The organism is Paenibacillus sp. W2I17, assembly GCF_030815985.1.
GTDB lineage: Bacteria > Bacillota > Bacilli > Paenibacillales > Paenibacillaceae > Paenibacillus.
This window is the reverse complement of the sequence record NZ_JAUSXM010000001.1, coordinates 5,951,783-5,978,203: the sequence shown is the minus strand read 5'-3', so window position 1 is coordinate 5,978,203 and position 26,421 is coordinate 5,951,783. Positions and strand designations below refer to the sequence as shown.

At 48.3% G+C, this 26,421-nt stretch carries 28 protein-coding genes; 4 read left to right on the top strand and 24 right to left on the bottom strand.

What is annotated here, in order from left to right; genetic code table 11:
- Positions 1 to 263: 263 nt before the first annotated feature.
- Positions 264 to 1,337 carry a glycosyltransferase family 4 protein gene (locus QF041_RS26715; protein WP_307416271.1) on the top strand — a complete coding sequence of 358 codons (1,074 nt, stop codon included), beginning with the start codon at positions 264 to 266 and terminating at the stop codon, positions 1,335 to 1,337.
- A gap of 65 nt (positions 1,338 to 1,402) precedes the next feature.
- Here QF041_RS26715 and QF041_RS26710 read toward each other — a convergent pair whose 3' ends face one another.
- Both QF041_RS26710 and QF041_RS26705 read right to left on the bottom strand, forming a co-directional pair.
- Entirely contained in the window at positions 1,403 to 2,887 is a 1,485-nt protein-coding gene (locus QF041_RS26710; protein ID WP_036605947.1) for a DHA2 family efflux MFS transporter permease subunit, read from the bottom strand.
- Positions 2,888 to 3,149: 262 nt separating this feature from the next.
- Complete coding sequence (locus QF041_RS26705; RefSeq protein ID WP_307416270.1) at positions 3,150 to 3,509, bottom strand: hypothetical protein; 360 nt, start codon at positions 3,507 to 3,509, stop codon at positions 3,150 to 3,152.
- Between the two features lie 186 nt (positions 3,510 to 3,695).
- Between QF041_RS26705 and QF041_RS26700 the strand changes: the two genes are divergently transcribed.
- Positions 3,696 to 4,934 (top strand): glycosyltransferase family 4 protein, encoded by a 1,239-nt coding sequence (locus QF041_RS26700; RefSeq protein ID WP_307416269.1) that lies wholly within the window; start codon positions 3,696 to 3,698, stop codon positions 4,932 to 4,934.
- Positions 4,931 to 5,101 (top strand): hypothetical protein, encoded by a 171-nt coding sequence (locus tag QF041_RS26695; RefSeq protein WP_211084618.1) that lies wholly within the window; start codon positions 4,931 to 4,933, stop codon positions 5,099 to 5,101. The genes QF041_RS26700 and QF041_RS26695 overlap by 4 nt, the downstream gene beginning before the upstream one ends.
- Positions 5,102 to 5,246: 145 nt before the next feature.
- Here the strand turns inward: QF041_RS26695 and QF041_RS26690 are convergent, their stop codons facing one another.
- The 21 genes from QF041_RS26690 to modA all read right to left on the bottom strand — a co-directional run bounded on the left by QF041_RS26690 (position 5,247) and on the right by modA (position 22,754).
- A complete protein-coding gene (locus tag QF041_RS26690; RefSeq protein WP_307416268.1) occupies positions 5,247 to 5,777 on the bottom strand; it encodes a GNAT family N-acetyltransferase in 531 nt (176 codons plus the stop codon).
- 250 nt (positions 5,778 to 6,027) lie between these two features.
- Positions 6,028 to 6,744 (bottom strand): glycosyltransferase, encoded by a 717-nt coding sequence (locus tag QF041_RS26685; RefSeq protein WP_307416267.1) that lies wholly within the window; start codon positions 6,742 to 6,744, stop codon positions 6,028 to 6,030.
- Between the two features lie 96 nt (positions 6,745 to 6,840).
- Positions 6,841 to 7,557 carry a glycosyltransferase gene (locus tag QF041_RS26680; RefSeq protein ID WP_307416266.1) on the bottom strand — a complete coding sequence of 239 codons (717 nt, stop codon included), beginning with the start codon at positions 7,555 to 7,557 and terminating at the stop codon, positions 6,841 to 6,843.
- Positions 7,554 to 8,495 (bottom strand): NAD-dependent epimerase/dehydratase family protein, encoded by a 942-nt coding sequence (locus QF041_RS26675; RefSeq protein WP_307416265.1) that lies wholly within the window; start codon positions 8,493 to 8,495, stop codon positions 7,554 to 7,556. The genes QF041_RS26680 and QF041_RS26675 overlap by 4 nt, the downstream gene beginning before the upstream one ends.
- Positions 8,477 to 9,304, bottom strand: a complete 828-nt coding sequence (locus tag QF041_RS26670) for a dTDP-4-dehydrorhamnose reductase family protein (protein WP_036605842.1) — start codon at positions 9,302 to 9,304, stop codon at positions 8,477 to 8,479. The genes QF041_RS26675 and QF041_RS26670 overlap by 19 nt, the downstream gene beginning before the upstream one ends.
- The gene (locus QF041_RS26665; protein WP_017692517.1) at positions 9,301 to 10,287 is read right to left on the bottom strand and encodes a polysaccharide biosynthesis protein; all 987 of its coding nucleotides are present in this window, start codon (positions 10,285 to 10,287) and stop codon (positions 9,301 to 9,303) included. The genes QF041_RS26670 and QF041_RS26665 overlap by 4 nt, the downstream gene beginning before the upstream one ends.
- Complete coding sequence (wecB, locus tag QF041_RS26660; protein WP_307416264.1) at positions 10,280 to 11,371, bottom strand: non-hydrolyzing UDP-N-acetylglucosamine 2-epimerase; 1,092 nt, start codon at positions 11,369 to 11,371, stop codon at positions 10,280 to 10,282. Before wecB ends, QF041_RS26665 begins: the two co-directional genes overlap by 8 nt.
- A gap of 14 nt (positions 11,372 to 11,385) precedes the next feature.
- Positions 11,386 to 13,011, bottom strand: coding sequence for a glycosyltransferase (locus tag QF041_RS26655; RefSeq protein ID WP_307416263.1), 1,626 nt, complete (start codon positions 13,009 to 13,011; stop codon positions 11,386 to 11,388).
- A 66-nt stretch (positions 13,012 to 13,077) separates the two neighbouring features.
- Positions 13,078 to 14,217 (bottom strand): CgeB family protein, encoded by a 1,140-nt coding sequence (locus QF041_RS26650; protein WP_307416262.1) that lies wholly within the window; start codon positions 14,215 to 14,217, stop codon positions 13,078 to 13,080.
- Between the two features lie 60 nt (positions 14,218 to 14,277).
- Positions 14,278 to 15,372: a CgeB family protein gene (locus QF041_RS26645; RefSeq protein WP_307416261.1), complete on the bottom strand. Its 1,095-nt coding sequence runs from the start codon at positions 15,370 to 15,372 to the stop codon at positions 14,278 to 14,280.
- 252 nt (positions 15,373 to 15,624) lie between these two features.
- Positions 15,625 to 15,966: a FliH/SctL family protein gene (locus QF041_RS26640; protein WP_051446920.1), complete on the bottom strand. Its 342-nt coding sequence runs from the start codon at positions 15,964 to 15,966 to the stop codon at positions 15,625 to 15,627.
- Position 15,967: 1 nt separating this feature from the next.
- On the bottom strand, positions 15,968 to 16,267 hold the full coding sequence (locus QF041_RS26635) for a hypothetical protein (RefSeq protein ID WP_307416259.1): 300 nt from the start codon (positions 16,265 to 16,267) through the stop codon (positions 15,968 to 15,970).
- Entirely contained in the window at positions 16,264 to 16,605 is a 342-nt protein-coding gene (locus tag QF041_RS26630) for an alpha-helical endospore appendage domain-containing protein (RefSeq protein WP_017692510.1), read from the bottom strand. Before QF041_RS26630 ends, QF041_RS26635 begins: the two co-directional genes overlap by 4 nt.
- A gap of 23 nt (positions 16,606 to 16,628) precedes the next feature.
- Positions 16,629 to 16,916, bottom strand: coding sequence for a hypothetical protein (locus tag QF041_RS26625; RefSeq protein WP_017692509.1), 288 nt, complete (start codon positions 16,914 to 16,916; stop codon positions 16,629 to 16,631).
- A 121-nt stretch (positions 16,917 to 17,037) separates the two neighbouring features.
- On the bottom strand, positions 17,038 to 17,790 hold the full coding sequence (locus QF041_RS26620) for an amino acid ABC transporter ATP-binding protein (protein WP_017692508.1): 753 nt from the start codon (positions 17,788 to 17,790) through the stop codon (positions 17,038 to 17,040).
- Positions 17,787 to 18,497: an amino acid ABC transporter permease gene (locus tag QF041_RS26615; RefSeq protein WP_076319761.1), complete on the bottom strand. Its 711-nt coding sequence runs from the start codon at positions 18,495 to 18,497 to the stop codon at positions 17,787 to 17,789. The genes QF041_RS26620 and QF041_RS26615 overlap by 4 nt, the downstream gene beginning before the upstream one ends.
- 176 nt (positions 18,498 to 18,673) lie before the next feature.
- Positions 18,674 to 19,429, bottom strand: a complete 756-nt coding sequence (locus tag QF041_RS26610; protein ID WP_307416258.1) for an amino acid ABC transporter permease — start codon at positions 19,427 to 19,429, stop codon at positions 18,674 to 18,676.
- Between the two features lie 23 nt (positions 19,430 to 19,452).
- Positions 19,453 to 20,274 (bottom strand): transporter substrate-binding domain-containing protein, encoded by an 822-nt coding sequence (locus QF041_RS26605; protein ID WP_036673581.1) that lies wholly within the window; start codon positions 20,272 to 20,274, stop codon positions 19,453 to 19,455.
- A gap of 318 nt (positions 20,275 to 20,592) precedes the next feature.
- Positions 20,593 to 20,925, bottom strand: a complete 333-nt coding sequence (locus tag QF041_RS26600; protein WP_017692504.1) for a hypothetical protein — start codon at positions 20,923 to 20,925, stop codon at positions 20,593 to 20,595.
- A gap of 273 nt (positions 20,926 to 21,198) precedes the next feature.
- Positions 21,199 to 21,885 carry a molybdate ABC transporter permease subunit gene (modB, locus tag QF041_RS26595; protein ID WP_307416257.1) on the bottom strand — a complete coding sequence of 229 codons (687 nt, stop codon included), beginning with the start codon at positions 21,883 to 21,885 and terminating at the stop codon, positions 21,199 to 21,201.
- The gene (gene modA / locus QF041_RS26590; protein WP_307416256.1) at positions 21,882 to 22,754 is read right to left on the bottom strand and encodes a molybdate ABC transporter substrate-binding protein; all 873 of its coding nucleotides are present in this window, start codon (positions 22,752 to 22,754) and stop codon (positions 21,882 to 21,884) included. The genes modB and modA overlap by 4 nt, the downstream gene beginning before the upstream one ends.
- A gap of 237 nt (positions 22,755 to 22,991) precedes the next feature.
- Here modA and QF041_RS26585 point away from each other — a divergent pair, with 237 nt between their 5' ends.
- On the top strand, positions 22,992 to 24,035 hold the full coding sequence (locus QF041_RS26585) for a helix-turn-helix transcriptional regulator (RefSeq protein ID WP_307416255.1): 1,044 nt from the start codon (positions 22,992 to 22,994) through the stop codon (positions 24,033 to 24,035).
- Positions 24,036 to 24,178: 143 nt separating this feature from the next.
- On the opposite strand, the gene QF041_RS26580 is transcribed toward QF041_RS26585, so the two are convergent.
- Positions 24,179 to 26,251: a beta-galactosidase gene (locus QF041_RS26580; protein ID WP_307416254.1), complete on the bottom strand. Its 2,073-nt coding sequence runs from the start codon at positions 26,249 to 26,251 to the stop codon at positions 24,179 to 24,181.
- Positions 26,252 to 26,421 lie beyond the last annotated feature (170 nt).

Sequence of the window (26,421 nt, the reverse complement as noted above, 5' to 3'; positions counted from 1 at the left end):
TTCGCTTCTTCAAGTTATTTCTGCCCTCTCCGTTATCGTGTAAATGTTATGTTGAACTTATGTAATAGATGTTGGACACGGGAAGTTCCTTGTATCTTACGTGAGCTAGCCTAGCCTCAGCTTAATGTCACTTAAAAGACAGCTTAAAAATTTTTGTCCAAAATGTGAACATACTGACCAACACCCACACCCTGCGCTTAAAGCCAACGTAACATAGAGTACAGGAGAATGTGCTCCTGACCAAAAGTCAGAGGGTGAATCGTGTGAAAGTATTATTCACGTTTTATGTTCCGAGCGGTGGCGTGGATACGTTGAATCGACTGCGCACCGCTGTTCTGAAACGCCATGGCATTGAAGCGCACCTATTGTATCTCAGCACAGGCTCGGGATTGCAGAACAACAGTGATACGCCCATTTTCACCGCGTCCAGTGACGAGGATATCCATCATATCATTCATACTCATCATTATGATGCCATCATTGCCACTTCAGACATCGCTATGCCCGGCCGCTTGAGAGGACTTGGTTATACCGGGCGAATTATTTTTGAAGCGCAGGGACTCGGAACACGCGATCAAGCTCTGGAAACAATACAGATGGGTGTCCCATACCTTCAGGCCCATTGCGATGCTGCCGTTATACCTCCCACAGACCACCTGCTGGATATGTTCATTCATATCTGTCCTTGGCTTCATCGGTTTGTTATTCCCAATATGCTGGATACCGACACCTTCGCACCAATCTTGGTGGATACCCCACCATATCCGGTGCTGGCTTGGGTAGGACGACTTGAACACAACAAAAACTGGCGTGAATATTTAATCATATCGAGTGAAATCGTCAAAAAAAATCCGGAAGCCAGACTATGGTTGTTCCACGATCCAACTTTGGCTAATCCAGAAGATGAAGTCATGTTCCGGCACATGCTGGCAGAATACGGGCTTGAGGATCGGATTGGCATCTTTATCAATGTTCCTCATTCTCAGATGCCTGCATATTATTCCATGATTGCCGCTTCAGGCGGCATCATGTTATCCACTTCCCTGCTTGAAGGATTCGGTTATGCCGTCGCTGAAGCCATCAGTTGTGGCTGCCCGGTGCTCAGCACGGATTCGGATGGTGTGCGTTCATTTATCACACATAATAAGACTGGTAAGTTTTATCCAATTGGAAATGTAGAGGCCGCTGTAGCCGAAGCAAGGGACCTTATGAATAACAAGAAACTGCGTGAGTATATTCGCATTCAGGGCAGACAGCATATGAGCTTGTCTTTTTCACCAGATCGATATGCCATTTCTTTCCGTGAAATGATGACAGCACTGCGAATTTTCCATTGAGCATAACAAAAAAGGCAGTTCAGCAAAATTTCTCTGAACTGCCTTAGTATGGTTTTTAAGAAATCTTAGTGTCCCATCATCATCGCGGGATCAGGCTTGTCGCCATTTTGAAGTTCTTCTTTCGGCATCGGCTTAGGTTTGCGCAGAATCAGACTGAGCAAACATCCGAACAATGCAATACAAGCGGCCAGGAAGAACGTATCATTGAAACCAGCCACCAAACCATGAACGATAGCGGTCGGCTCTGTACTCGTTGTATTGTCTGCGATTCTTGAAGTAAGGAAGCCTGTAAGCCCTGCAACCGCAAAGGACACAACCACTTGCTGTGCAGCGGCCGTGAGCGGTGTAACCCGTCCAACCAACTTGCGCGGTGCAGCATTTAATACATGCGTATTGAGTGGCATCATGGACAAGCCCATACCCAGACCCATCATGACCAGAGCCGTTATAATCAGGCCAAGACCTGTCTCTGCCGTAATGGAGGACAGAATAAACAATGCTCCCGATATAATACCCAGACCCACGAAGGCCAAAGGTCTAGCACCGATTTTATCAAACAATCGACCACCAAGCGGCATACCCACTCCGGAAGCCAACGCCTGTGGCAGTAGAATCAATCCTGTTTCCAGTGCAGTGTATCCTTTGATCTGCTGCAAATAAAGCGGGATCAGGATCATCGCACCGAACAGCGCCACTTGAGACACCCATGCGAGAATAATTCCCCGTGAGAAATCAGATGATTTGAATACCCGGAGTTCGAGCAATGGATTTTGATGACGAAGCTCCACAATAATGAACAAAATGAGCGCTACACCACCCACAATGACACCCGTCAAAGTTGTTGCAGACGTCCAGCTCGTTCCACCCTCACTCACACCGTAAGCGAGCATCGAGAACGCAATTGGCGCCAGAATCATGCCGAGCAGATCCAGTGCAGGTGTGCGTCCACGATCTGTATCCGGCAAAAACTTGATACATAGAATGAAAGCTGCAATACCAATGGGCAAGTTAATCAGGAAGATCCAGTGCCAGCTCAGTGATTCAATAAACCACCCGGACAAGACTGGACCCAATGCAGGGGCAAGCAGCATCGGAATTCCCAGCATCCCCATGATGGAACCTCTTCGCTCAGGAGGAGCCAGACGAAAGACCATTGCCATACCAATAGGAGCAACCATGCCTCCACCAAGGCCTTGAATGATACGGTAAATGATCAATTGCTCAGGTGATTGGGCAATCGAGCATAATACAGAACCCAAGGTAAACATGGCAATGGTGAACAGGAACACTCTTTTGGCACCAAAACGGTCCGTTAACCAGCCTGCCAGTGGAATAACTGCAGACAAAGCCAAGGTGTAACCCGTAACCGTCCATTGGATGGTCTTAAGATCCGTCTCGAAATATTGAACGAGATTCGGAATGGCTACATTCACCACCGTGCTGTCCAGTATAACCATGATCATACCGACGATAATAGCCAGGAGTGGCAGTATAATCGTTTTGATTGAAAACTCTGCGGGCTCCTGGGATACTGCTGTTTGTTCTTTCACGTTCTCCACACTCTTTTCCAGCCATTAGATCGCAGGTTTATCCATGCGTCTCACTCAGCCTATATTGACGACTAATTTCAAACTATCGTTTTAAATCGTCGTTTTAAACTTTCGTTTAATACTGATCTAATTCTAATGAAAATACCTTTGCTGTCAAGCTATTTTTTCAGACAATTCTACTATGGATGCACCACAAAAAAATGGAACAGGCACCTTCCCTGCTCCACACGTTGGTAATCATGACTATTTAATTATAACCATATCAATCTGCAAGCTTCATCATCTGATATTCTGATAGTATGCCCAGTGTCTGACCGTCAATACTTCTGCAATATATTCGAATAACCAGATGATTCGGTGAAGAACTGTTGCTGATGACCCTCAGTTCATAAGGCTCGGATGTTACATCCAGATTATGAATGACCTGATTACCGCCCACTCCCCCCGAATTTGACGTTAGGTGAAAAAGGTGTCGGTACAATTCTCCGTGAATACTGGCTCCACCAACAAATACATCCGTCCCTTCCTCGCCGCCCACATAGGCCAACTCCACATCCATGTACTTGACGGGAACAAATGTCTGTAACAGATTCTCATGAATCTCAAGTAAATATACCGCCACTGTGGATCCCTCCTTCGGAGCACATGAACCTTCCTGTACATAGGATATGCTTCCTCTCGTCCATTGCCATTTGCATTCACCCATTTTCGACCAATTACACGGAAATGCCCGACCTTCCGGTCCTCTTTTTTCATAGAATAAAAGGATAGAAGCTCGGCCGGTGCAGGCCGTGACAAGGAGGTCGCTATGAAAGTTCTGCTCGTTACGTATTGGGAGCTTACACATATGGGAGGCATATGGACATATGTTAAACAACTGGCCGACAGATTAATCGCACTTGGTGTAGAGGTTGATATCATGGGCACAAATGGTGCCAATAACGAAGTATATGTTCGTAATCTGAACCGCGCTTTCTCCAAGGATAAGGTGTGGCCCATGCTGCAAGCCAAACTCAATCCGACTGATCTGCCACAATTCACTGCCGATCCTCTTCTCGCTTATTATGAACTGAATAGATATGCCTTCGAGATGGCAGCCGCTTATCTGGGAGTGGACCACTATGACGTTATTCATGCGCAAGATCCGGTAGCTGCCGTAGCCATAAAACGCATCTTGAACCGCAATATCCCACTGGTTACAAGCTATCATGGCGCTCTTGCACGCGAAGCATTTTACGATGCTCAAAATTCCAACCCACAGCTTACTCTCCCTTCATATTTGCAATCCAAGCGTGGACGTTATTTTCTCTCATTGGAAGAGCGAAGTGCGGCACAGTCCGAGCTCATTCTCGTGTCAAGCCACTGGATCAAGAGTACGCTTACAGAGCTTGCCGTGCCTGAATCAAAGTTCAGACAGATTCCCTATGCTGTAGATCTCCCAGCCTACCGTGCCTCAGCAGCTGTGAAGTTCCGCCAGCGACCACCTGCGGGCAAGAAAGTCATTGCCTTTACCGGACGACTTGAATACATCAAGGGCGTTCATGTGTTAATCAAGGCCTTAGCCAGTCTGAAAAACAAACGTTCCGATTGGGTCTGCTGGATCGCAGGAGAAGGCAATCTAACCGATGAATTGCGGTCACAGGCCGCGTCAACGGGTATTGGAGCCGATGTTGTGTTCTGGGGCAAACTGGATAATATTCCTTCCTTCCTGCGCCATGCAGATATCTATGTCCAGCCCAGCCTGCAGGACACCCAGCCTTTCTCCGTTACCGAAGCGCAACTGGCGGGTGTACCCGTTATTGTCAGTGGTACAGCCGGCATGCCCGAGATGGTTGAACCTGGACGTACGGGATGGGTTGTTCCTCCGCAGGATGTCGACTCGCTCCGTGAACTGTTGGATGCACTACTTGAGGATAATGTTACCCGGAGAACAGTGGGTGCGGCGGCGAAAGCCTGGGCTGAACAACACCGTTCACTGGAAGTGATGGGATTGCGTACATTTCAAGTCTACCAAGAAGCCATCTACAGAGGAGGACATACGATATGACGTTACTTGTACCGAGTGATCTGTACAATCGCTGGTTTTCGACTCCAGTTTCCACACCTCACATCAACGTGGACTACGCTGTAATGAATGAATTGATGAAGAAGCTGCCAAAAGGATATGTATTTCCCGATCCTGCATCCATGGCGATCATGAATTCAAAAGATTGAGTTGTCCAATGATATGCCGTCTTCATATAACATGCCGAAATATCAAACAAGGGGTGTCCCATCTGTCATATGAATGACTGAGGACACCCCTTGCTCGCTTCAAATGTGTTCTAACAGACTGAGAACACGCTATTTACAGATCTCTCTAATCTGTCGCCAACTTGGAATACATATTCAGATCACTGAACGTTTCGCCTACCCTCTCGTATGCCCTGAGGGTGCCTTCATATGTGAAATTGAGCTTTTGTAATAGCTTTATTGAATTCACATTACCGGGGTCAACCTTTGCTTCCATTCGATTCAGCTTCATAGTTGAGAATGCATGAGCTAACAAAGAAGAGATCGCTTCCGTAGCATATCCTTTCCCCCAGTGTGATCTGGCAATGTCATACCCGATTTCTGCTTTAAGATTGTCAAAATCCAGTGAATTATAACCACAGGAACCTATGATTTCGTTGGACTCTTGCGCAAAGATAGAGAACCGAATGGCCTTGTTTTCATAAGAAAGATCATTCAGAAGATTAATCATGGCTATAGCTTGATTTTCATCCGTAAAATGAGTGATATTCATAAATCTAGTCACATCCGGATCAGACCAAATCTTAAACAAGCTGGCCGAATCCGATACGTTCATTTTTCGCAAATATAACCGTTCTGTGTGTAACTCTGTAATCAATACTCTTACCTCCATTAGTTTATTAATAGTTGGGTTTAAGATATTGATATCTGCGCATAGTCCAGTCCCTTCCGTGTATGAATCATTTCATTATACAGAGACTTCAGCAATCGATCACCCTTTCTGTCCACTAATCTGTCCATAGAGCAAAAAAAGAGCTTACCACTTATAACACTTAAAAAGTGCTTCATAAGGGTGCTCTCCTGTCCATTTAACATCTATTCCATTCATCCATCATTGCCAAATCCACCTACTTCCAGTACCCGCCAACCTGAAGTAAATTGAGCAAAATAGGTCTATGCTTCGCCTGAACCCGTTCCATCTCGGCAACCAGTGCCTTGAAATGGCGTTTGGTCCCCATGGACTCATGCAATCGGTAGCACATCAGAGGTTCATTGTAGTAGAACAGCTCATACATTGGAAACAGCCTCATCCACATCTCATAGTCATGGGTGTAGCGAAAATCAGTGTCGAACAGTCCAAACCGCTCAAATGCTTCCATCTCTAACATGACAGTACAGCCGTTGATTGGACAACCTTCCAGCAGTACCTGCAACATCTCCAGACGACTTCCCACTTCCGGATGCACCGTATCCAACCATTCACTTTTCTCATTCACATAATGGTAGGCACCATGGCAGAATGAAGCCTTGACCTCTCGCATAAACTTCAGTTGTTTCTCCACCCGGTCCAGCAGCATCACATCATCCGAGCTGAGCCAGACAAAGTAATCCCCTGTTGCATGCTTGATGCCCTCATTTAATGCTGTCGCGGTTCCACCGTTTTCTTTGTGAATATAGCGGATGGAATCCATGAATGGTTGTAGCTTCTCCACGTGCTCGGTTGACCCATCATCCACCACGATGACTTCGATATGCGGATACGTCTGGTGAGTGGCACTGTGAACAGCCTGCTCGATATAAGCACAATTGTAAAAAGGAATGACGATCGATACTTTTGGCTCCATTCGGGCCTTCCCCTCCTCTTACTGTCTTAGGTAAAATGCTGCGCAAAGAGGGCGTTAATCAGCCATCTTTTGGCTTTCTTAACCGCCCTCCCTACGCTACCCGCCAAGCGTCGCTATTCGCTGCAACAACGGTTCCCGATATCTGGACCATACCATGGATGCCTCTCTGCCGATGACATCCGCATGACGTACCGATCCCATTCCCCCATGCCACCGATAGGCAGTAAGCGGTTCATTCAGGTATGGGAACCGATGACCGTTCAGCAAAATCCGCATCCAGAGATCCAGATCATGGGTGTAGGGAAGAAGTTCATCGAACAGCCCCACTCCGCTAAAGAGATCCTTGCGAATCATGACGGTACAACCGTTGACCGGATTGCCGCTAACAAACCGTCGTAGTAAATCCATATCCGACATCGGTTCAGGCCCACCATGCATTCTGGTAACTGCCGAATGTTCATTGATATAGTGAAAGTTGGTATGTGAGACGAGCACATTCTCACGCTGCATAAACTCCAGCTGATAACGAATTTTATCCGGGTACAGATAATCATCCGAACTGAGCCAGGCTACATAATCACCAGAGGCATGGCGGATGCCATGATTAAGTGCCGAAGCCGTACCGCCATTGCTTTTGCCAAGCACATTAATATAAGGAAGATAGGGTTGAAGCAACTCTGCATGCCGGGTTGAACCGTCATTCACAACAACGATCTCCACATCGGGATACGTCTGGTTCAGCGCACTCTGAATCGCCTGAGGCACATAAGGGCAGTTGTAGAATGGAATGACAATGGATACTCTCGGATTCAACTTGTCGTCCTCCCTTGCTGGACACGAACATCACTCAGGATATCCTGAAGCGATGTGGCAAATGGAATCATCGGCTGCCAGCCAAGCTTGCGCAGCAGTGATAATTCCTCCTGTTTCCCCGAACCATCCGGACCAGAAGATGCCCCATCCCAGCGAACAGGGACTTCCGCTTCTGTCATGGACAACAGCAGATCTGCAATTTCACCAAGACTGCGCTCGACTCCAGACACCACCGGGTATACTGTACCACTGGACCCGTGTACCAGGAGGGTCGCATACGCTCTGACGGCATCCCGCACATCCAGAAAGTCACGGGTATTGTCCCGTCCGGACAGACGGAATGCCTCGGTTTTGCCCGCCTGCTCACAGGCAACAACATGGCGTGCAAGCAGTGAACAGATGCCTGTGGAAGGACCCGCACCAATCAGATTGCCTGGCTCTGCCAGCATGATCTGTTGTCCGAAGAGCGACATCCACGACAAGGACACCATCTCTTCCAGCGCTTTACTGAGGCTGTATGGATGCGGAGGCTGGGGAATCCGGCCAGGTTCCGGCGTATATTTTAACCGCGATCCTACAATAACGGTTCGTGCTGTCGGACAACTGCGAAGCGCATCCAGCAGATACAGCACGGCCATCACATTGGTCTCCAGGACCAGTAGCGGATCAGACCACGAATCAGGCACTGAATTTTTGCCAGCGAGATGCAGCACATAGTCGGGCTGCACCTCACCGATCAGATGACGCACTTGCTGTTTATCGTTCAGATCACAGACATGGACCTGAGTACCTTTACCAAACAAATACACATCCGGCCTCCGGACTACCGCCGCAACCACTGCACCAACTTCCCGAAAATAAGATACGGCATGTCGCCCGGTAAAACCGGAGGCGCCTGTAATCAGTACTTTCTTGCCTCTCAGCTCTGCTCCATCCATAATGCCAACTCCTTCAGCATTGTAGAATAATCCGGCAGGTCTGTCTTCACATCCTCGCGAGTGGACACCAGTGTACGGTCCTGCACTACACTGTCATCACGCACAATCGTCACATCCTGCTTATCCCAGGTCTGCTTGAACAATACAAGCAGGTCATGCTTGCTGACAGGTGCCGGATGAGCTAGGTGGATCAGACCACTAACCGATGAGGCCAGGTAATGGTCTACCCATTTGGCCAGCTCAAGTGTGGTCACACCGTTCCAGAATACGCGGGTATACCCCCCGACTTCACCTGTGCTGGACATAAACCATTGCATCAGACCAATGCCGCCCTGCCGAATCTCGGGTCCAATGATGGACGTACGGATCGTCAGATGACCTTCATCCTGAACTTCGCCAAGTGCTTTGGTGATGGCGTAAGCTGAAGTCCCATCCGTAACATCATCTTCCCGGTACGCTCCCCGTTCTCCGCTGAACACACAGTCCGTGCTGATATGAATCAGGCGTGCACCAATCGTATCTGCAACCCGCCGCAGACGATGTGGCAGGAAACCGTTAATATGATATGCAGTAATTTTGTCCTCATCTGCGAAGTTGTTCAACACACCTACAGCATTAATAATCACATCCGGGTGCACAGCTTCTACCAATCGATCAACCATGAAGCTGTCGTTCACATCCAGGAGCAGACCATTGGGGTCCGTTACATCCCGAGATGTGTAGAAGACGCTGTGTACACCTTGACGGCGGAAATAGTCGACCAGAATATGGCCGGCCATTCCGTTTCCACCAAGTATCAGCAGTTTCATGACAAGAATCCTCCGCGTTTCAGAATTTCACGAATCTCCTCTTTGGTCATGAGTTGGTGTTCAGAACTGAAACTGTTAAAGGAGACCGGGGGACAATTGGTATAATGTTCACGCAGACCCGGTATACCCAGGGTAGGAAGAATAACCAGGTACTGCTCATCGTAGACAACGGTGGTCATGCTCTCGAATTCACTCATCAATATTTCATGGATTTTCTCCCCTGGACGAATGCCACGTTCCACAATACTCACATTCTCCACACCGGAATCCTCAATCAGCACTTCCGCAAGATCAACGATTTTGCAGGTAGGCATCGTCATGACAAAGATCTCTCCGCCGACACTTTCCACCGAAGCTTTGAACAGTAAGGTGATTGCATCCTTCAGCGTAAGAAAGAATCGAGTCATACTCATATCCGTGATGGAGACCTGCCCTTTCTGGCGGATCTGATTCTTGAACAGATGTACCACACTTCCATTTGTCCCCAGTACATTCCCACCCCGTACCGTAACAAACTTGGTATCACTGTGTAACAAGTTTGCATATACAATTAATTTCTCGCCGATCGCTTTTGTCATGCCATAGAAGTTGGACGGATTGGCAGCCTTGTCAGTCGAGATATAGATTACTTTTTCCACCTTGTTCTCAATAGCGGCCTCAATTACGTTCTGTGTACCAATCACATTGGTTTTGAGTGCTTCGTACGGTTGGTCTTCACACACCGGAACATGCTTGAGCGCAGCCAGATGAAATACATAGTCCACATGCTGGCAAGCCGCCGTCAAAGCATCCTTGTCACGAATATCTCCAATCCGGAAATGAAGACGCGGGTCTTCAAATTCACGACTCATAGCCACTTGGCTGGACTCGTTCCGGGAATATACAATAATTTCTTTGGGCTGCTGGGGCAGTAGTTGAGCCACAAGTTCATAACCCCATGATCCCGTACCGCCAGTCACGAGTATACGCTTATTTTCAAACATGCATTTTCCCTCCAAGCAGAAATTTAACCACTTTACTGGATACATCTGTGGCTTTGTAACCTTGCGGGCAATCCCAGTCGCTAGACATCTTTGTCATGACTTTCACGCAATCAGCGATGCGCGCGGCATCCAGACCGGAGACTACATTGCTGCCGCAATCGACCGTTTCCGGCCGCTCGGTAGTTCGACGCATCGTTACGGTCGGCACGCCCATAATGCAACACTCCTCCTGCACGGTACCGCTATCCGTAAGTGCACAGCGTGCATGACGTTCAAGCATTACAAAGTCGAAGAATCCAAACGGTTCGTGAAATTCCACCAGCGGGTTCATCTCCAGATGCAGATGCTCCGCAATCCGGATCGCGGTACGCGGATGAATACTGCAAATCACACGCAACCCGTGTTCCTCTGCGACCTGGTTCAGTCCTTTCATAATCTCCAGCAAATGAGGGGCATGATCCACATTCTCAGCTCGATGGGCAGTAACCAAGAAGTATTGCCCGGACTTCAGCTTGAGCTTTTTGAGTATTTTGCTGGAACTTACTTGCACATCGTAGTGCTGCATTACTTCATAGATGGGATTGCCCGTGAGCACGATGCGCCTGCTTGGTACCCCTTCGCTGACCAAATGTTTCTTGCTCTGTTCCGTGTAAGGCATATTAACGGTGGAGATAGCATCAATAACCTTACGATTTTTCTCTTCAGGCACATCCAGGTCAAAGCAACGATTGCCTGCTTCCATATGAATAACAGGAACACCCATGCGCTCAGCCAATACTGCACATAATGCGCTATTGGTATCGCCAAGCAGCAGCAATTTATCGGGCTTCTCCTGCAATATCAGATCTTCCATCTGCGTAAACATCGAGGACAGCTGTCGTCCCAGAGAGGCTGCTTCATCCTGAAGAACGTAATCCGGTGCGCGCAGGCCCATTTCCTTGAAAAAGAGACCGCTGAGACTTTCCGTGAAGTTCTGTCCCGTGTGCACCAGAATATGTTTGGACGCGTACTGGTCCAGCTTGGAGATGATCAGGCTGAGCCGTATGATCTCAGGTCTCGTACCCAGCACCGTCATGATCTTCATCGTAATCCCTGCCTTCATCTTGTATTGGAACCCTTGCGCCCTGCTCGGCTACGTCCTGCCTTGGCAGATTTGCGTCTGCGACTAGCCGATTTCCCCACATGTGGACGCGGTCCCTTCGTTGTACGGGTTCTCCCCTTACGTCTGCCAGTTCCGGAAGTACGTTTCAGTCCCTCACGGTCTCGGCGAGAATGAGGTGCAAGTGGCTTGCGACGACGCTTCCGTGTTTTGCCCCTCTGTTGAATCAGCTTTGCAGCTGGGACAGTACCTGAGGCACCAGGAACATCGTGACCCACTGCGATTGGAGGTAATGAGGAATGTGGCAACGCCTGGATGACGGTCAGCGGGAATAACAGTGCCCGAACCGTAGCCGGCTCCAGAACCAGTACAGTGCGTAGTCCTCCCTCCCCATGGGCATACACAGGTCCATTCGGAGGTTGGATATAAGCAAACCATCCGGGAAAACGCAATAACCACTGTGTCACCATCGTATGCAATTTTGTTCGGTAGGTTTCAACGCCGTAGAGCCTTTCCGCTTCTGTCCGATTGCGCCATCCTGTATTTGATGCCAGCTCTGCATCATTCAGCAAGGTTGTTGCCAAGGTGACAAGCGCTTCGGTATCGCCCGGCGGGGCCAAAAATGCATCACTGCCTACCGATTCCATTAACTCCTTCAGTCCACCCTGAGCGAAAGCGATGACCGGTTTGGCAAAATAGAGACCCTCCAATGCGGTCATGCCAAATCCTTCCTTGACCATGCTTGGGATGACCAGGATATCCATTGCGGTATACGCCAGAGATACGTTCTCTTCAAATGTGGTGAAGGTAAATCGGCGTGAATACCCGGATTTTCTCACCCGTGATACACACTCGTCGTAATACTTTTTATCCGATGGTGCCCCGATGATCCAGAAGCGACAGCGCGAATGCGTTTCGCAGATCCTCAAGGCCATATCCACAAAAGGTTTCAACCCTTTGGCATCATATATAAATGAAGAAATATAACCGATACAGGTCTGCGATGATTTGAAACCGAGCTCCATACGCTTACGTTCGCGCAGATGAACCCAGCGGTCCGGTGCTGGTAGCGCGGGTTCCCAAGTTGGGGAAATGATGGTCACTTTGTCTCCCATGCCGGCTTCTTGGAATGGGGCCACCGCTGTCTCGGATATACCGATAATCCAATCCGCGTAACGGCCAATCATCTGGATCGCCTCGGTTGTATGTTCATTCGTATGAATGATCTCGGTAATCTTCCAGATGACCGGAATCTGAAGGGACTTTGCCGCTACAGCCGGCATCACATTAACGCAGGTGTTCGTTAACACCATATCGGGAGCAGTCTCCCGTATGAGGGAGACCGCTTCCTGATACGCTGGTGTATGACGAAGATGCTCCGCATCATCTGCAATGCCCAAGTAAGGTGTGTACACACCGTGAAGCATCGGCAGAGTGCATATTTTGACCTGAATGCCGAATCTTCGCGCAAGCCCCGCAAGCTTCCCCTCCTGAGGGGCTACGAGCACACATTCAAAGATCGCACCGATCTCTCTCATAAAATGAAGCAGCAACTTCTCGGCGCCTGTAATGCTGCGAGTATTACACACATGTGAAAATAACATCAGCTTTGGTTTCGTTGCCATGGCCGCACGGACCCTGTACACGGGTATCCGATACAGGGTACTGTGCACACCTCCTCCCGGCCAGAATTAAGGGAATATGATGGTTAACATTTCATTAATTCTTTTGCCATACGTGTGGTCTTTCAGTGTACGTTCGAGTCCACGAAGTGCAATCTCACGGCGTTCCTTTTCATGAGTAAGATAATATTCCACTTTGTCGAGTAACTCCTGCGGCGAGGAATATGTCTCAATCTCCACACCCGGTTTGTAGAAGCGCGCAATGTCATCCCGGGCGTCGGTCAGCTGCAGCGTCGTGGACGCGGCAATTTCAAACGTTCTCGGGTTTGGTGAGGCTGGCGGGATTTTGAGGTGATTATTATTAACGGAATCATCTTCGTGGGATCGATGCAGGTTGATGACAATTTTGGTGCCATTGTACACATCATTGGTCTCCGGCGGACTCATCCAGCGACCGAGTTCAATCTTCTCGCCATAGGCAGTATAGTCAGGCAGACGGTCCCACCAGATTCCGTTAAATACCGTATTGTGTGACATCAACTGAGGCATGATCGGATTGAAGAAATATACCCGGTTCCAGTAGGCCGAGCCGATAAAGCTGACATCCCGTTTTAACGGGGAAGGAGTTGTAATCGGAAAGTAATGATTAGTGAATGCGGCAAAAGGGAGGTAGTGGACTGACGCGCAGCCGATTTGTCGATACAGATCGATACAGTTCAGTTCCAACGTGAAGACATGGTCAAAATGTGTCACAATTTCCAGCGTCATATCTGTATAGTACGGGTCATCCGTGAGCCAGATCGCCGTCTGAATGCCCGCTTGGCGAATCGCATCGATATGCTCGATGGGGATATCCATTCCATCCAGCACAAGCACAAGATCAGGACGCGTCTGCAGCACAATCTCAGAAACCGGTTGACGCGGATCAGAGAGGGTTACTTGAGCTACCATACCCTGTAGCGTGGCCATAATGGCCTCATCCAACGGGGAGTAAGGGAAGCCTTTACCCGAGGATACATACAGCACGTGAAGCTGTCGGAAAGGCAACGGTTCCTGTGCACAATTCACAATATAGTTGGCGCGACCGCGCAGATATCCTTCTTCCTTACCTGCGTCATATCCGGCATGTTGCCCATTTTTGCGTGCTTGATCAGCCAGGCTCAGTACGGGTGCATGAACCTTTTTGGTTTTACGGTGTTTGAGAGACATACCGCCACTCCTTTATTTTTTGGGATAGGGTTCTCGTTGGTGCTGCACTTCAGATGGGAATTACAAATGTTCCAGCAACTGACCGATGCGGCGAGTGAATGTGTGCTGGTTCATCGTGGTGAGAAGTCCCCGCCACGCCATCGCCTGTCGTTCTTCTTCATGCTTCAGATAATAGTGGATCTTGCGCTGAAGTTCTGCTGCGTTGGTGAACGTCTCGATGTCATATCCCGGCTTATAATAACGGGGTAAATCTGCACGTGCATCCGTAATCTGCATTGTGCCGCAGGCGCTGATCTCATACGTGCGTGGATTAATCGAGTGACCTTCAAGATGATGTGTGTTGCGATTGTCTTCCCCATTCTCGCAAGTCCGGTGAATGTTAATGACAATCTTGGCGCCATTGTAATAATCCACTGTCTCTCCAGGAGCAATCCATCCTTCGTGGATGAAACGGCCTAGTACATCAAAGCGTGCCAACCGATTCCACTGGCTACCCGCGATGAATACCTTTTTGTCCGCAAGAAAAGGGGCCAGCTCATCAAACAAGGCAATCCGGTTCCAGAATCCGGTACCGATAAAACAAATGTCGTGCTGATGCTGCGGTGCCGCGCGCCGCGGTTGAAACATGCCTGGATTCACCGCGAGTGGCATATAGATAACCTGGTTCGCTCCATGTCCCAGATAAAAGGGCACCGCGGCCTCTTCATGTGTGAACACGACATCATAGTGCTGGCAAAGGGACGTTGTATCTTCGGTGAAATACGGATCATCCACAAACCACACGGCAGTTCGGATACCGAGTGCACGTATGCCATTCACCTGCTCCACATGATCTGCGGGAAATACATGCAGACCATTCATGACGAGCACCACATCGGGCCGATGCTGACTGGCTTCCTGCAACATCGCTGCTGGCGATCCAACAACGCATTCACGTACAGATTGCTGCAGAGCCAAGGTGACACCTTCATCGATGGCATCGAATCCTTGCGGGATATATAACACCTTCATGTCCCGCAAGGTCGGTTCAAACATCTGCACCCGCTCCATCATGGCTTGACAGCCGCCGAATCTGCGGCCTTCTGCATATCCGCCGCGGTAAGCCGTTTCCGCTTCGGTCAGCGGACGGTGCTTTCGTTTTGCCACATTCTTCACCCTGTCTTCCTTCAGGAGATCTCACTTCCAGACTCTCCCCGAGATTGGTCTTCCCTCTAAAGGATATGCCTCGGGGTCAGATGCATCATGGACGGGTGTCCTGCAAGGCGCAAAATTGGCGCATGCCCTCCACATCCGCCTGTACGGGCATGTCCGCTTTTGCGGCGATGCAAATAACCCGGAGGGATCTGTCCCCCCGGGCTAACTGTTATACAGGTATCATTCCATGCAGGAATAATCCTATCTACTCGGTTACTGTGCTTTGTACGCCAGCTGATGTCCGTCCTCGAATCCCTTGGCGAAACCCGCGTTGAATCCCTCGTTGTACGCCTCGTTGTATCCCTGGCTGTACGCACCGTCCGGGTTCGGATCGGTAGGGGTAGCCGGGACGACTGGTTGTACGGGCTTTGGACTCCGGTGCCGCCGTACCGCACGTTTCTTTTTTTTGAGCCACGCACTGCGTCCTTTAAGTGGGCGTTTGTGAAGAACACGTTTGGCTCTGAGCGCACGCAGTTTGCGAATTTTGCGCAGACGGGCTCCACGGATTAACAAAGCTCTTTTGGTTCTCAGTCGTATTTTCTTCTTCTTTAACATGTCAACATTCCTCCTGTATGTCCCGAACGATACGAATTGCACACCCGGGGTCTTTGAGCCACGGCAAGCCAGGCTCCCCATGCTGGATTCGGGCCAGCCTGATTCCCGTAACCATACGAGACATTTCTTCCTGATAGCGACTCAGTAAACGAATGTTCTCGGCCAGACTGCGGGCGGATACTTCCGAATGAGCGGTTACACTGGCTACACTGTCCAGAATGCGTGCCAGCGCCTGCTGACTGTGTGCAATGGATTCAATGAGCGCCAGTTTGGCTTCCTGCTCACGCTGCATCAGACTCATTTTCCCATGTCTCCCAGATCCATGCCGCCAAACATGCCACCGTCCATACCGCCGCCATCTTCGCTATCGTTCTGTACCATCACCGCTTTGAGATTGTTACACAGTCCGGTCTCCATTCGGGTTAATCCTTCCAGCAATTCCACCAGCTGATCATGCATTTTGAGCGGCTCGCCTACCTGATCCCCATGCGTCAGAAAGGTATCCCCATTCAAATGATTCAGCGTCCAGTTCCGTACCTTCTCGGCCTCAATCGCTTTTGCCTCCAAGATCAGGGCAATATTCCACTGCATTTTGGCTGCTGCGTCCAGCATCAGAATGAGGCTCTGTTCTCTACTCATGTTCCTTCACCCGCCTTCCGGGCTTATTCTTCTTCTTGAACCGCGATCTCCCGCATGACTTGGGTCAGCGTTTCGGCTACAGCCTCTTCCAGATCTGCAAGGCCCCCCAAGTAAGAGATAATGCTTTTGTTGATTTGCCCAGAGCTATCCAACAGACCGTCAACGCCATCCAACTCCGGTTCGATATCTGGCAAATGATTGATGATTTCAGACATGCGTACAGCAACTTGGCGTTTGGCATCCAGCACACGTGCGATCTGCTGGTGAGAGTGTGCAATATGTGTGATGATTTCATCGATTTTGCTCTGCATGGTCCTCCTCCTTACCGTCACGGCCTGCTTCACCCATAGAAAAAACCGGCCTATCAGCATTTGCCTGTTACAGCATATGCCGGGCCGGGATCGTCAGTTACTACAGCTTGCGCCTATATCGTCAGATGACATAACTCCAGTCGGAAGAATATCGACTGAGGAATTGGCGAGTACGTTCCTGCTTGGGACGTACAAAAACCTCCTCTGGGGTTCCTTCCTCCACAACGGAACCTCCATCCATGAAAACAACCCGATTTGCCACCTCACGGGCAAACCCCATTTCATGGGTGACTACAATCATGGTAATCCCTTCTTGAGCAATGGAGCGGATAACAGACAACACTTCACCCACAAGCTCGGGGTCCAGCGCCGAGGTCGGTTCATCAAACAAAATCACTTCGGGATTCAGTGCCAGTGCTCTGGCGATGCCCACCCGTTGCTGTTGTCCACCTGACAACATACTTGGATACTCATTGATTTTGGCAGACAGTCCGACTTGTTCAAGCACTCGCAAGGCACGCGTGCGGGCGTCGGCTTTGGACATTTTCTGGGCAATAATTAATCCCTCCGTGACGTTATCCAGCACTGTCTTGTGTTTGAACAGATTATAATGCTGGAACACCATCGCCGTTTTTCGTCTCAACTGCACAATGTCATGTTTGCGTGCATGCTTGCAATCGACGGTTAATCCACTGATCTGAACCTCGCCCTCATCGGCACGTTCCAGAAAATTGACGCAGCGTAGCAGTGTTGTTTTACCTGATCCGCTCGGTCCAAGGATCGCTACGACATCGCCCTGTTCCACGGTCAGATCAATTCCCTTCAATACTTCCTGCTTGCCAAAAGTTTTGTGTATGTTCGTTAGTGTAATCATGACACGCCTCCTTTGCTGTACACGGCAACCCGACGCTCAAGCAGAGCAGTGATCCGCTCGGCAATGATGGTCAGCCCCCAATAGATAAACGCTGCGGCGATAAAGGCCTCCAGAAACTTCAGACTGACGGATGCCACCACATCCGCTTTACCGAGGATGTCCATCTGAGATACGGTAAAAGCGAGTGTTGATCCATGCAGGAACCCAACAAACATACTGCACAAGTTAGGCAATACCGCCCCGATCGCTTGAGGGATAATGATACGCCTTAAAGCCTGGAATGTGCTCATGCCTACAGCGTGAGCCGCCTCCATCTGGCCGATATCCACAGCAAGAATGCCTGAACGGATAATCTCGGACATATAGGCGCCCGCAGTGAGCGAGAAAGCAATTAGTACAAATACGAGAATTGGAATCGACGAGGATTGGAAAGCCCAACCGTAACGTTCCGCCAGCTTATCGATAATCATCGGAATACCGTAATAGATGAGGAATAGATGCATCAGCATCGGTGTTCCACGCAGGAAAGAAACGTAGAACTCAGCAATGCGGTGAATCCACCGCACACGATAGATACGGATCAGAGCCGTAGCGAGACCGATTCCGAAGCCTGCAATCAACGGAACAATCGTAATGACGAGTGTCAGTGGCAATGCCTTCAGGATTTGAAAAAAAGATGTATAGATAAACTGGAGATCAATCGACATATGCTCACCCCGCTATTCGTTTCAGTGAGAGTTCAAAAAGTCTGGTTTTCAGTACCGAGAAGATGGAATGAAGTTAGAAATGGAGTAGCGGAGCGTAGGGAAAACTACGTGAGCAACGGACATTTCGGCTGAATTTCATCTTCGATGCTGATGATGCCGCCAGGCATGATTCGTAATCAAAAGCGGACTTTTTGAACAACCTCTTTCAGGCGTTTGGCTCGAATTGCCGGTTTGTGTACAACTCTCTTGCGTTCATGACGCTGGAGTCTGCGTTCTGCAAAGGAAAATCCTTTTTCAAGCACAATAACAATGACATAATAGACCACAGACAGACTGATATACACTTCAAGTGCATGCGATGTAGCCGAAATTAACGTCTGCCCTCTGCCCACCATATCCATGACACCAATGGAGAAGGCCAAAGACGTATCCTTTAATGAACCGATTAACGTGTTAGCCATGTTCGGAAAAGCAACAATCAGTGCCTGCGGAACAACAATCCGCCGAAAAGACTGGAATGTGGTCATACCCGCAGCATAGGCTGCTTCCGTCTGACCTTTATCCACACTGCGCACCGCTCCGCGAAAGATCTCGGCAAAGGATGCCGCATCACTAAGCGCATAGGTCACAATGACAAATAACAACGGGTCGGTTCTCGATAGGTCGATGCCAATGGGTTTGAGCAACTCGGGAAGTCCGTAATACACCAGGAACAATTTGATCAGGATCGGTGTGCCCCGCATGAATGAAACGTACAGGGTAGCCAACTGGCTTAGTACCGGGATTCGATACAGCCGGGGAACGGCCAGAAGCACGCCGCCCACCAGTCCGAGCACGATGGAACCACCCAGTACAATCAGTGTTATATGCAAATATCGTAGCAGTTCCGGGATGAAATCCAGAACCAATGACAGATCAAATGATTTTCCCATTACCGCTGCACACCTTTCTCAGACTACTCTTCAACCGTATAGTCAGCTCCAAGCCACTCAGTGCTCAGTTTGCCTAATGTTCCATCTTCTTTGATCGCTTTGAGCGCTTCGTCCACTTTGGTTTTGAGCTCCTGCTCATCTTTGTTCAGAATGAAGTACACTTTGGAGTTGGAGAGGGCATCTCCTACCGTTTTCAACTGAGCATCAACCGCCTTATTCTGATAATCAATGGCAAACTGAGTGCTGATGGTGGCATCCACCCGGCCTGTTTTGATCTGAGTAATGGTATCCTCACCCGCTCCGGAATAAACGATATCAATCCCGTTGCCGTTCGCTGCATTCCATTTCTCAGCAAGTACAGCCGCATTACTTGTAGCACCAACAATCAGTTTTTTCCCTTTTAGATCCTCAATCGATTTTACTTCCTCATTTTTCTGACTTACGACAATTTTATTTGGAAAAATATTATAGGCTTCATCATTAAACAGGAACTTGGCCTGTCTCTCATCATTCACTTCCATCTGGTGAGCGATCAGGTCAATTTTTTTCGTTTCCAGACTCAGCAGCAGGTTTTTGAAATCCATGGTGCTGAATTCGAATTCATACTCAGGTAAACGTTTGTCGATCTCCCGGATCAGTTCCACATCATAACCTGTTAACTTGCCATTCTCATCAATGAAGCAGACATTTGGGAACTGTGTACCTGTTCCTACAATGATCTTTTTCACTTTGGTGTCGCCTGCTGCCGAAGCAGATTCTGAATCATTGCTTGCAGTTCCTGTGCTGCATCCAGCCAGTACCGCCAGCATTGTAATGAACAGCAGTGCTGTCCGGAATTTTTGAATCCCCCGTTTTTTAACCATTCCCAATCTCCTCCACAGGCTGTTATCACAGCGAATATGATGTGTACTCCCATTCCTCTACCCCATTAACAAACCATTCTTACTTGTATAGTCGGAATTAGGTTGAACAAAGAATATCATTACAAGTCATCTTAGGGCAATAACTAAACTAATAGGACATCCTGATATGGTTATAGGACTTCTCTATAGTGTATAAGAAAAAGCCATCCTCCATATCGATTGGTGGATGGCTTCTTCTTATATGACTCTCACTGATTATACCATTTTGGCGGTGCATCACTTGGTGTATACACTACTCATCTATCTGCGACTCGCCCATTTAATTTTACGTGCAACTTCCACTCGCTGTAATTGTAAGAGACCGATTCGTTCCTCGAACTTCTTGCGTTCGTCCATGGAATGAGCGGCATGAATCTGGTGGCACAGACCTGTCAGTTTGCTGTTGATGTAATCAAACCGTGTCCATAATTCCTCTTCTGGTGTGCGTTGCTGCTCCGTCGCCGTCTGAAATATTTTGAGTTGGCGGATAAGGGATTGCTGCCATTCCTGATCCTGAATTTGGATGGCAAAATGCAAAAGATCCAGATAGTCATCGATTTGCAACGAAACGCCGCAATCAGATTTAGTGTTCATCGTCGTCTCTCCTTATTTCAGTACTTGGCTGGAATCCATTACTTCTATCTTACAGGAACAAGCCCACTGAAAGCGAGTACTGAACGATTAAATTTTGGGAAAATTTTTATTTTTTTATGTTAAAACAGCTTTACATTTCCATTAAGACCAATTTGGCAGGATATTGATATTGGTACATATGAAATTGGTAATAAAAACCCGCGTTAAGGAAAAAAGTTCTTTCCTCAAAACGGGTTTTTCATCATTTTACATATAATATTAACACATATCAAATCAGTCGTTTTTTCCATCTCGTTGCTGTCTGGTCATCAGTAACATGAGAAATGAGATGATAATAATGGAAACAGTCCATGCCCAAGCCATGGTCTGATTGCCCGAATCCACAGCGACATAGATTGCCGTAGGTACCGTTTGTGTTTTGCCCGGAATATTGCCTGCGATCATTAGTGTCGCACCAAATTCCCCGAGTGCACGGGCAAAGCCCAGGATGAAAGCGGTCATCAATGCTCTGCCTGCGAGCGGCAGGGAGATGTAACGAAAGACCTGCCACTCATTTGCCCCAATCGAACGACCCGCATCTTCCAGATCCCGATCCACACCACTGAATCCCGATTTCATCGTCTGATACACGAGTGGAAAAGCAACCACCACCGAAGCAATCACCGCAGCCCACCAGGTGAAAATAACCGGTGTGGAGAATATGGCTTCAATCCATTGTCCAAACAGACTTTTACGTCCCAGTATGACAAGTAACAGAAATCCAACCACCGTCGGAGGAAGGACTAGCGGCAGCATAAATGCCGTTTCCAGCAGAATCTTTCCCCGAAATGAAGAACGTGACATCTTCCAGGCTATCGCAATTCCGAGCACCGTGGCCACTATGCTGGATAATAACGCAACCTGAAGCGATAGGCGCACCGGTGACCAGAATACGGACCAGTCTATGGCGTTCACATTCATTCGGGAATTGTGAATCCGTATCTAGCGAAGATATCGAGCACTTCAGGGGTTTGTAAATACGCATAAAATTGTTCGGCCTCTGTACGGTGTTTGGTTCCTTCAATAATGCCTATTGGATAACTGGCTGGTGTGTAGCTGTTCTTGTCCACCTCAAACGCAATTTTCACCTGATCCGAAGTAAGAGCATCCGTTTTATATACAAATCCTGCATCTGCATTACCTGTCTCTACATATTGAAGAACCTGTCTAACGTCTTTCCCCTGCACAAGCTTGCTTTCCAGTTCATCCCACAGCTTGGCATTGGTCAGAGCTTCCTTGGCATAGGTTCCCGCAGGAACACTTTCCGGAATCCCAATGGCTACCGTCTTGATGGAGTCGCTGGTGAGATCCGTTTCACTGGTTACTGTGTGGGTCCCATCTGCTGGCACTATGGCCACCAGTGAATTCTGTAGCAGATTCTTCTGATCGCCCGATGCAATCAGGTTTTCATCCACTAGCGCATTCATATTTTTTGTTGCCGCCGATACAAAGACATCAGCCGGGGCACCCTGTTCAATCTGCTGTTGCAAGGCACCCGAGGCGCCAAAGTTAAAATTAAGTTCTATATAAGGATTAGCTAACTCATAATTGGTTTCAATTTCTTTCATCGCATCGGTCAGACTTGCCGCCGCAGAGATTGTCAGATCTACCGTTTCCTGTGAATCGGTATTTCCTGCTGATGAACTTTCACCTGATGCCGCTGGCGTTGAGGTCGTTTGTTCTGCACCCGTGGATGTACCCGCAGTGCCTGTGCTTGCGCCGCAACCAGCCAATACAAGAGCCAGTCCCAGTGACATACTTCCCAACACATATCCGATTCTCTTTCTCATTCATTTCTCCCCCAACGTTATCTTTAGATATAACTAGTTATAATTGATTATATCTAATTATACACAAGACAAAAAAAATGGGAAGGTGATTAAGATCACATTTGATTTTTGTTATCTGTCCTATGCGTTTATTGCGTGTTCTCAAGTTTATGGCATCCCTCAATTAATGATATAGTACAAGAAACATTCATAACAAAACCATAATTGCTCTATACCTTTGAAGGAGGATCTTCACTTATGACGGAGGAGCAATCCTACACAACCGAAGAAATATCCAAGCTGCTCAAAATATCGAAACTGACGGTCTATGACCTAATCAAAAAAGGAGACCTCGTCGCATACCGTGTGGGTAAACAAATGCGAATTGATGCAACCGATCTGGAGGCATATAAACGTCGCTCCAAGCAACTACAGTCCTCAGGGCAGCGTATATTGACTCCTCATCAGACCTCGGCATCAGGGACCCAGCCAGGTCAGGGTGATTTTCAGGGAACTTCCTTACTATCGACTACACCCGTTGGGTCAACGCTTGCGATTACTCCAGCGAGTTCTGCTCATGCAATGACTGCTGTACCACGGCATCTGGTCATAACAGGTCAGGATGTCAGTCTGGATATTCTAATGCGCCATATGGAAAAACAAACTCGGGACATTCGTCCGCTACGCTCGTTCATGGGTAGTCTGGATGGGCTTATCTCGATGTACCGCGGTGAGTCCGATCTGGTCAGCACCCATCTGCTCGACGGAGATACCGGTGAGTATAATCTGCCGTATATTCGCAAAATTCTGACAGGACGGTCCTATGTTGTGGTGAACCTGCTGTCACGTCCTGCCGGACTGTATGTACAGCGTGGCAATCCACAGAACTTACAGAATTGGACCGATCTGAGCAAGCCTGAACTGAGACTAGCTAATCGGGAGAAAGGTTCTGGCGCGAGGGTTTTGCTGGATGAGCAACTTCGGCTGCACGGAATTCCTGCTGCAGGTCTGATCGGATATGAAACCGAGGAAACCAGTCACATGGGCGTGGCTGCCAAAGTCAGTTCAGGTGAAGCTGATGTCGGAGTTGGCATTGAAAAAGCTGCACGACTTGTGGGTCAGGTTGATTTTGTCCCGCTCACTCAGGAGCGCTATGATCTGGTCATGCTGAGGAAGCAAGGTAATGAAGCCTGGACAGAATCTGTCCTGCGGATTCTCCAATCGCCGGAGTTCAGGCAGGAACTGCAATCATTCGAGGGATATGATGTATCCCGGACAGGTGAGATTTTGTACGAAGCATAGTTATACCAAATGTAGATAATAACAGCCCATGCTCAACGTGTATTACACATTACATCATGCATATACAAAACGCCTTGCAATAGCTGCAAGGCGTTTTTGGTGTTTCTTTCTATATATAATACATATGTGGATGAATGAATTTTTTAATGTGGCAAATCAATCTCCAGGATGAATACACCATACGCGGGCATATTGATCTCATTCTGAAGTGTTGTACCTGACAGTAACTCTTTTGCTTGCTTCTTAAGCTTGATAGCCACTTGTTGATCCGAGTAGTTGAGTAAAAATACATAAGTTTTATCCTTACCGGAACGGATACCAAGCTCAACTTCGGACGGTACCTCTACCAGATCACCCACAGGTGAAGATAGCCCTATTTCATCCAGGAGTGCATCAACGACTGGTTCATTGTAAGCCGCTCCATAATACCATACTTGCCCCTGACCTACCGTACGTTTGGTCAATGCAGGACTACCTGCATAATATTCGGATGTATACTCAGCCATGACCTGCACCTCAGGATGCTCCACATGAAGAACTTCGTTAAATCCGGCCGTTGACGTTCCCTCCTGAAGCCGCTCACTCGTCCCATTCCATTGCAGTTTGGCTGCTGGAACGGTTCCTTTGATTAAAGTAAAGTCCTCTACGGTTACACCACACAACTCAGCGACAGCCCCAGGGAACGGTCTCATATAACAATGCCCCTTGAGATCCTTATATCCGGTGCGAGCACCGAAAAACAGAGTGCCTCCTTGACTGACATAGGCTTGGAGAAGTTCTGCTGTCTCGTCTGTCATGATGGCCGGGTGAGCATAAATGATCACCTTATATTCGGATAACTCTTTCAGTGTAGTCGTTGGTTGCAGTGTAACCATGTCCGTCGGAATATGACGATACTGAAGCTGCTTATACCAAGAGCGTACACTCTGTTGCTGAAGCGGACCGTGCCACTCGTCCAACTCTCCGTCCCAGATGTTATCGTAATCCTGTAGGATCGCAACATCGGCTTGATATGTAGTACCTGCAATAACACGCCCGATCTTGGCAAACTCTTCCCCTACTTGCGCAACCTCGCGTACCCTTCTGTTGGGTTGATTATGGTAATCATTGATACCATGCCAGTACATCTCCGTGCCAAATGTTGCCGTCCGCCAGCGAAAGTAGACGAGTAGATCTGTTCCGTGAAGAACAGATTGATACGACCATAATCGGATCTGTCCCGGTCTTGGCGTACCCATGCCTATACTGTCGACCCAGCCTCCTGGCCCAGACTGTTGTTCCATGACGCAGAAGTTCGGTGACATATTGCGTACGTTCGACAGTTTCATGCTCCAGGCCCGATCTTGTAATGAGTTATCGTCTGTCCCTGGGAAGATCGTGGCAAACTGCGGATACGAATCATAGGAGAAGAAATCCAACAGGTCTTCTGTCATTTCATGATTATCCAAGTGTCCAAACGTACCGTTTGTTGTGATCCAATGTTTCGGATCCAGTTCCCGAATGATGTCCACCTGAAGCTTGGCAAATGAAATGGTATTGGCGGAGATGAATCTCTTTTCATCTAATGCCAGGTGAGGATTAGGCGATTGGCTGACCATATTCCGGGTAAGGTGAACTTGCTCCCACTCGGTATAGGTCTGACTCCAGAAAACGGTTCCCCAAGCCTGGTTCAGATTCTCTAACGATTCATAACGATTCTTAAGCCATTCACGGAAGGCGACATGGTCAGCCTCAGCATAGAAAACATCCATATGACAATTGAATTCGTTATCGATCTGCCAGCCAATAAGAGCCGGATGATCTTTATAGGCAATCACCATATTGCGCACGATTTTTTCACATTGCTGTCTGTAGATTGGGCTGCTGTAATTGGTATGACGCCGCATACCGTGTTGATACAACACCCCGTCCTTATTTGCGTTTAATACTTCAGGATATTTGGATGTTAACCACGCTGGTGGAGTTGCAGTAGGTGTTCCCAAAATAACACTTAAACCATATTGATGCGCCAGATCCAGTGCCTTCTGGAAAAAACTAAAATCGAACTGGTCTTCTTCTGGTTCAAAGATGGACCATGCGAATTCAGCCATCCGAATAACTGTGATATTCATCTCTTTCATTCTACGGAAATCGTCCTCCCACAACGCTTCCGACCAGTGCTCAGGGTAATAACAGACCCCCATTTTCAATTCATCCATTTGGATTGATTTTGCCACCTTTAATTGCCCCCTTAACCTGCCATATTGCCTCCATTCTATTGGAACCTTCACATATAATAAATGACAAGATTATGCGACTTATAATAAAATATTGTCATTGCCTAAGATTCAAATAACAGTGGACTGAATCTATTTCAGTTCACTACATAAAAATGTTGCGTTCAAAT

Coding starts and splice junctions, on each gene's coding strand:
- QF041_RS26700 (WP_307416269.1), top strand. CDS start 3,696: ATGAAAGTTCTGCTCGTTACGTATTGGGAGCTTACACATATGGGAGGC.
- QF041_RS26695 (WP_211084618.1), top strand. CDS start 4,931: ATGACGTTACTTGTACCGAGTGATCTGTACAATCGCTGGTTTTCGACT.
- QF041_RS26685 (WP_307416267.1), bottom strand. CDS start 6,744: ATGGAGCCAAAAGTATCGATCGTCATTCCTTTTTACAATTGTGCTTAT.
- QF041_RS26675 (WP_307416265.1), bottom strand. CDS start 8,495: ATGGATGGAGCAGAGCTGAGAGGCAAGAAAGTACTGATTACAGGCGCC.
- QF041_RS26670 (WP_036605842.1), bottom strand. CDS start 9,304: ATGAAACTGCTGATACTTGGTGGAAACGGAATGGCCGGCCATATTCTG.
- QF041_RS26665 (WP_017692517.1), bottom strand. CDS start 10,287: ATGTTTGAAAATAAGCGTATACTCGTGACTGGCGGTACGGGATCATGG.
- wecB (WP_307416264.1), bottom strand. CDS start 11,371: ATGAAGATCATGACGGTGCTGGGTACGAGACCTGAGATCATACGGCTC.
- QF041_RS26655 (WP_307416263.1), bottom strand. CDS start 13,011: ATGGCAACGAAACCAAAGCTGATGTTATTTTCACATGTGTGTAATACT.
- QF041_RS26650 (WP_307416262.1), bottom strand. CDS start 14,217: ATGTCTCTCAAACACCGTAAAACCAAAAAGGTTCATGCACCCGTACTG.
- QF041_RS26640 (WP_051446920.1), bottom strand. CDS start 15,966: ATGTTAAAGAAGAAGAAAATACGACTGAGAACCAAAAGAGCTTTGTTA.
- QF041_RS26635 (WP_307416259.1), bottom strand. CDS start 16,267: ATGAGTCTGATGCAGCGTGAGCAGGAAGCCAAACTGGCGCTCATTGAA.
- QF041_RS26630 (WP_017692510.1), bottom strand. CDS start 16,605: ATGAGTAGAGAACAGAGCCTCATTCTGATGCTGGACGCAGCAGCCAAA.
- QF041_RS26625 (WP_017692509.1), bottom strand. CDS start 16,916: ATGCAGAGCAAAATCGATGAAATCATCACACATATTGCACACTCTCAC.
- QF041_RS26620 (WP_017692508.1), bottom strand. CDS start 17,790: ATGATTACACTAACGAACATACACAAAACTTTTGGCAAGCAGGAAGTA.
- QF041_RS26615 (WP_076319761.1), bottom strand. CDS start 18,497: ATGTCGATTGATCTCCAGTTTATCTATACATCTTTTTTTCAAATCCTG.
- QF041_RS26610 (WP_307416258.1), bottom strand. CDS start 19,429: ATGGGAAAATCATTTGATCTGTCATTGGTTCTGGATTTCATCCCGGAA.
- QF041_RS26600 (WP_017692504.1), bottom strand. CDS start 20,925: ATGAACACTAAATCTGATTGCGGCGTTTCGTTGCAAATCGATGACTAT.
- modB (WP_307416257.1), bottom strand. CDS start 21,885: ATGAATGTGAACGCCATAGACTGGTCCGTATTCTGGTCACCGGTGCGC.
- modA (WP_307416256.1), bottom strand. CDS start 22,754: ATGAGAAAGAGAATCGGATATGTGTTGGGAAGTATGTCACTGGGACTG.
- QF041_RS26585 (WP_307416255.1), top strand. CDS start 22,992: ATGACGGAGGAGCAATCCTACACAACCGAAGAAATATCCAAGCTGCTC.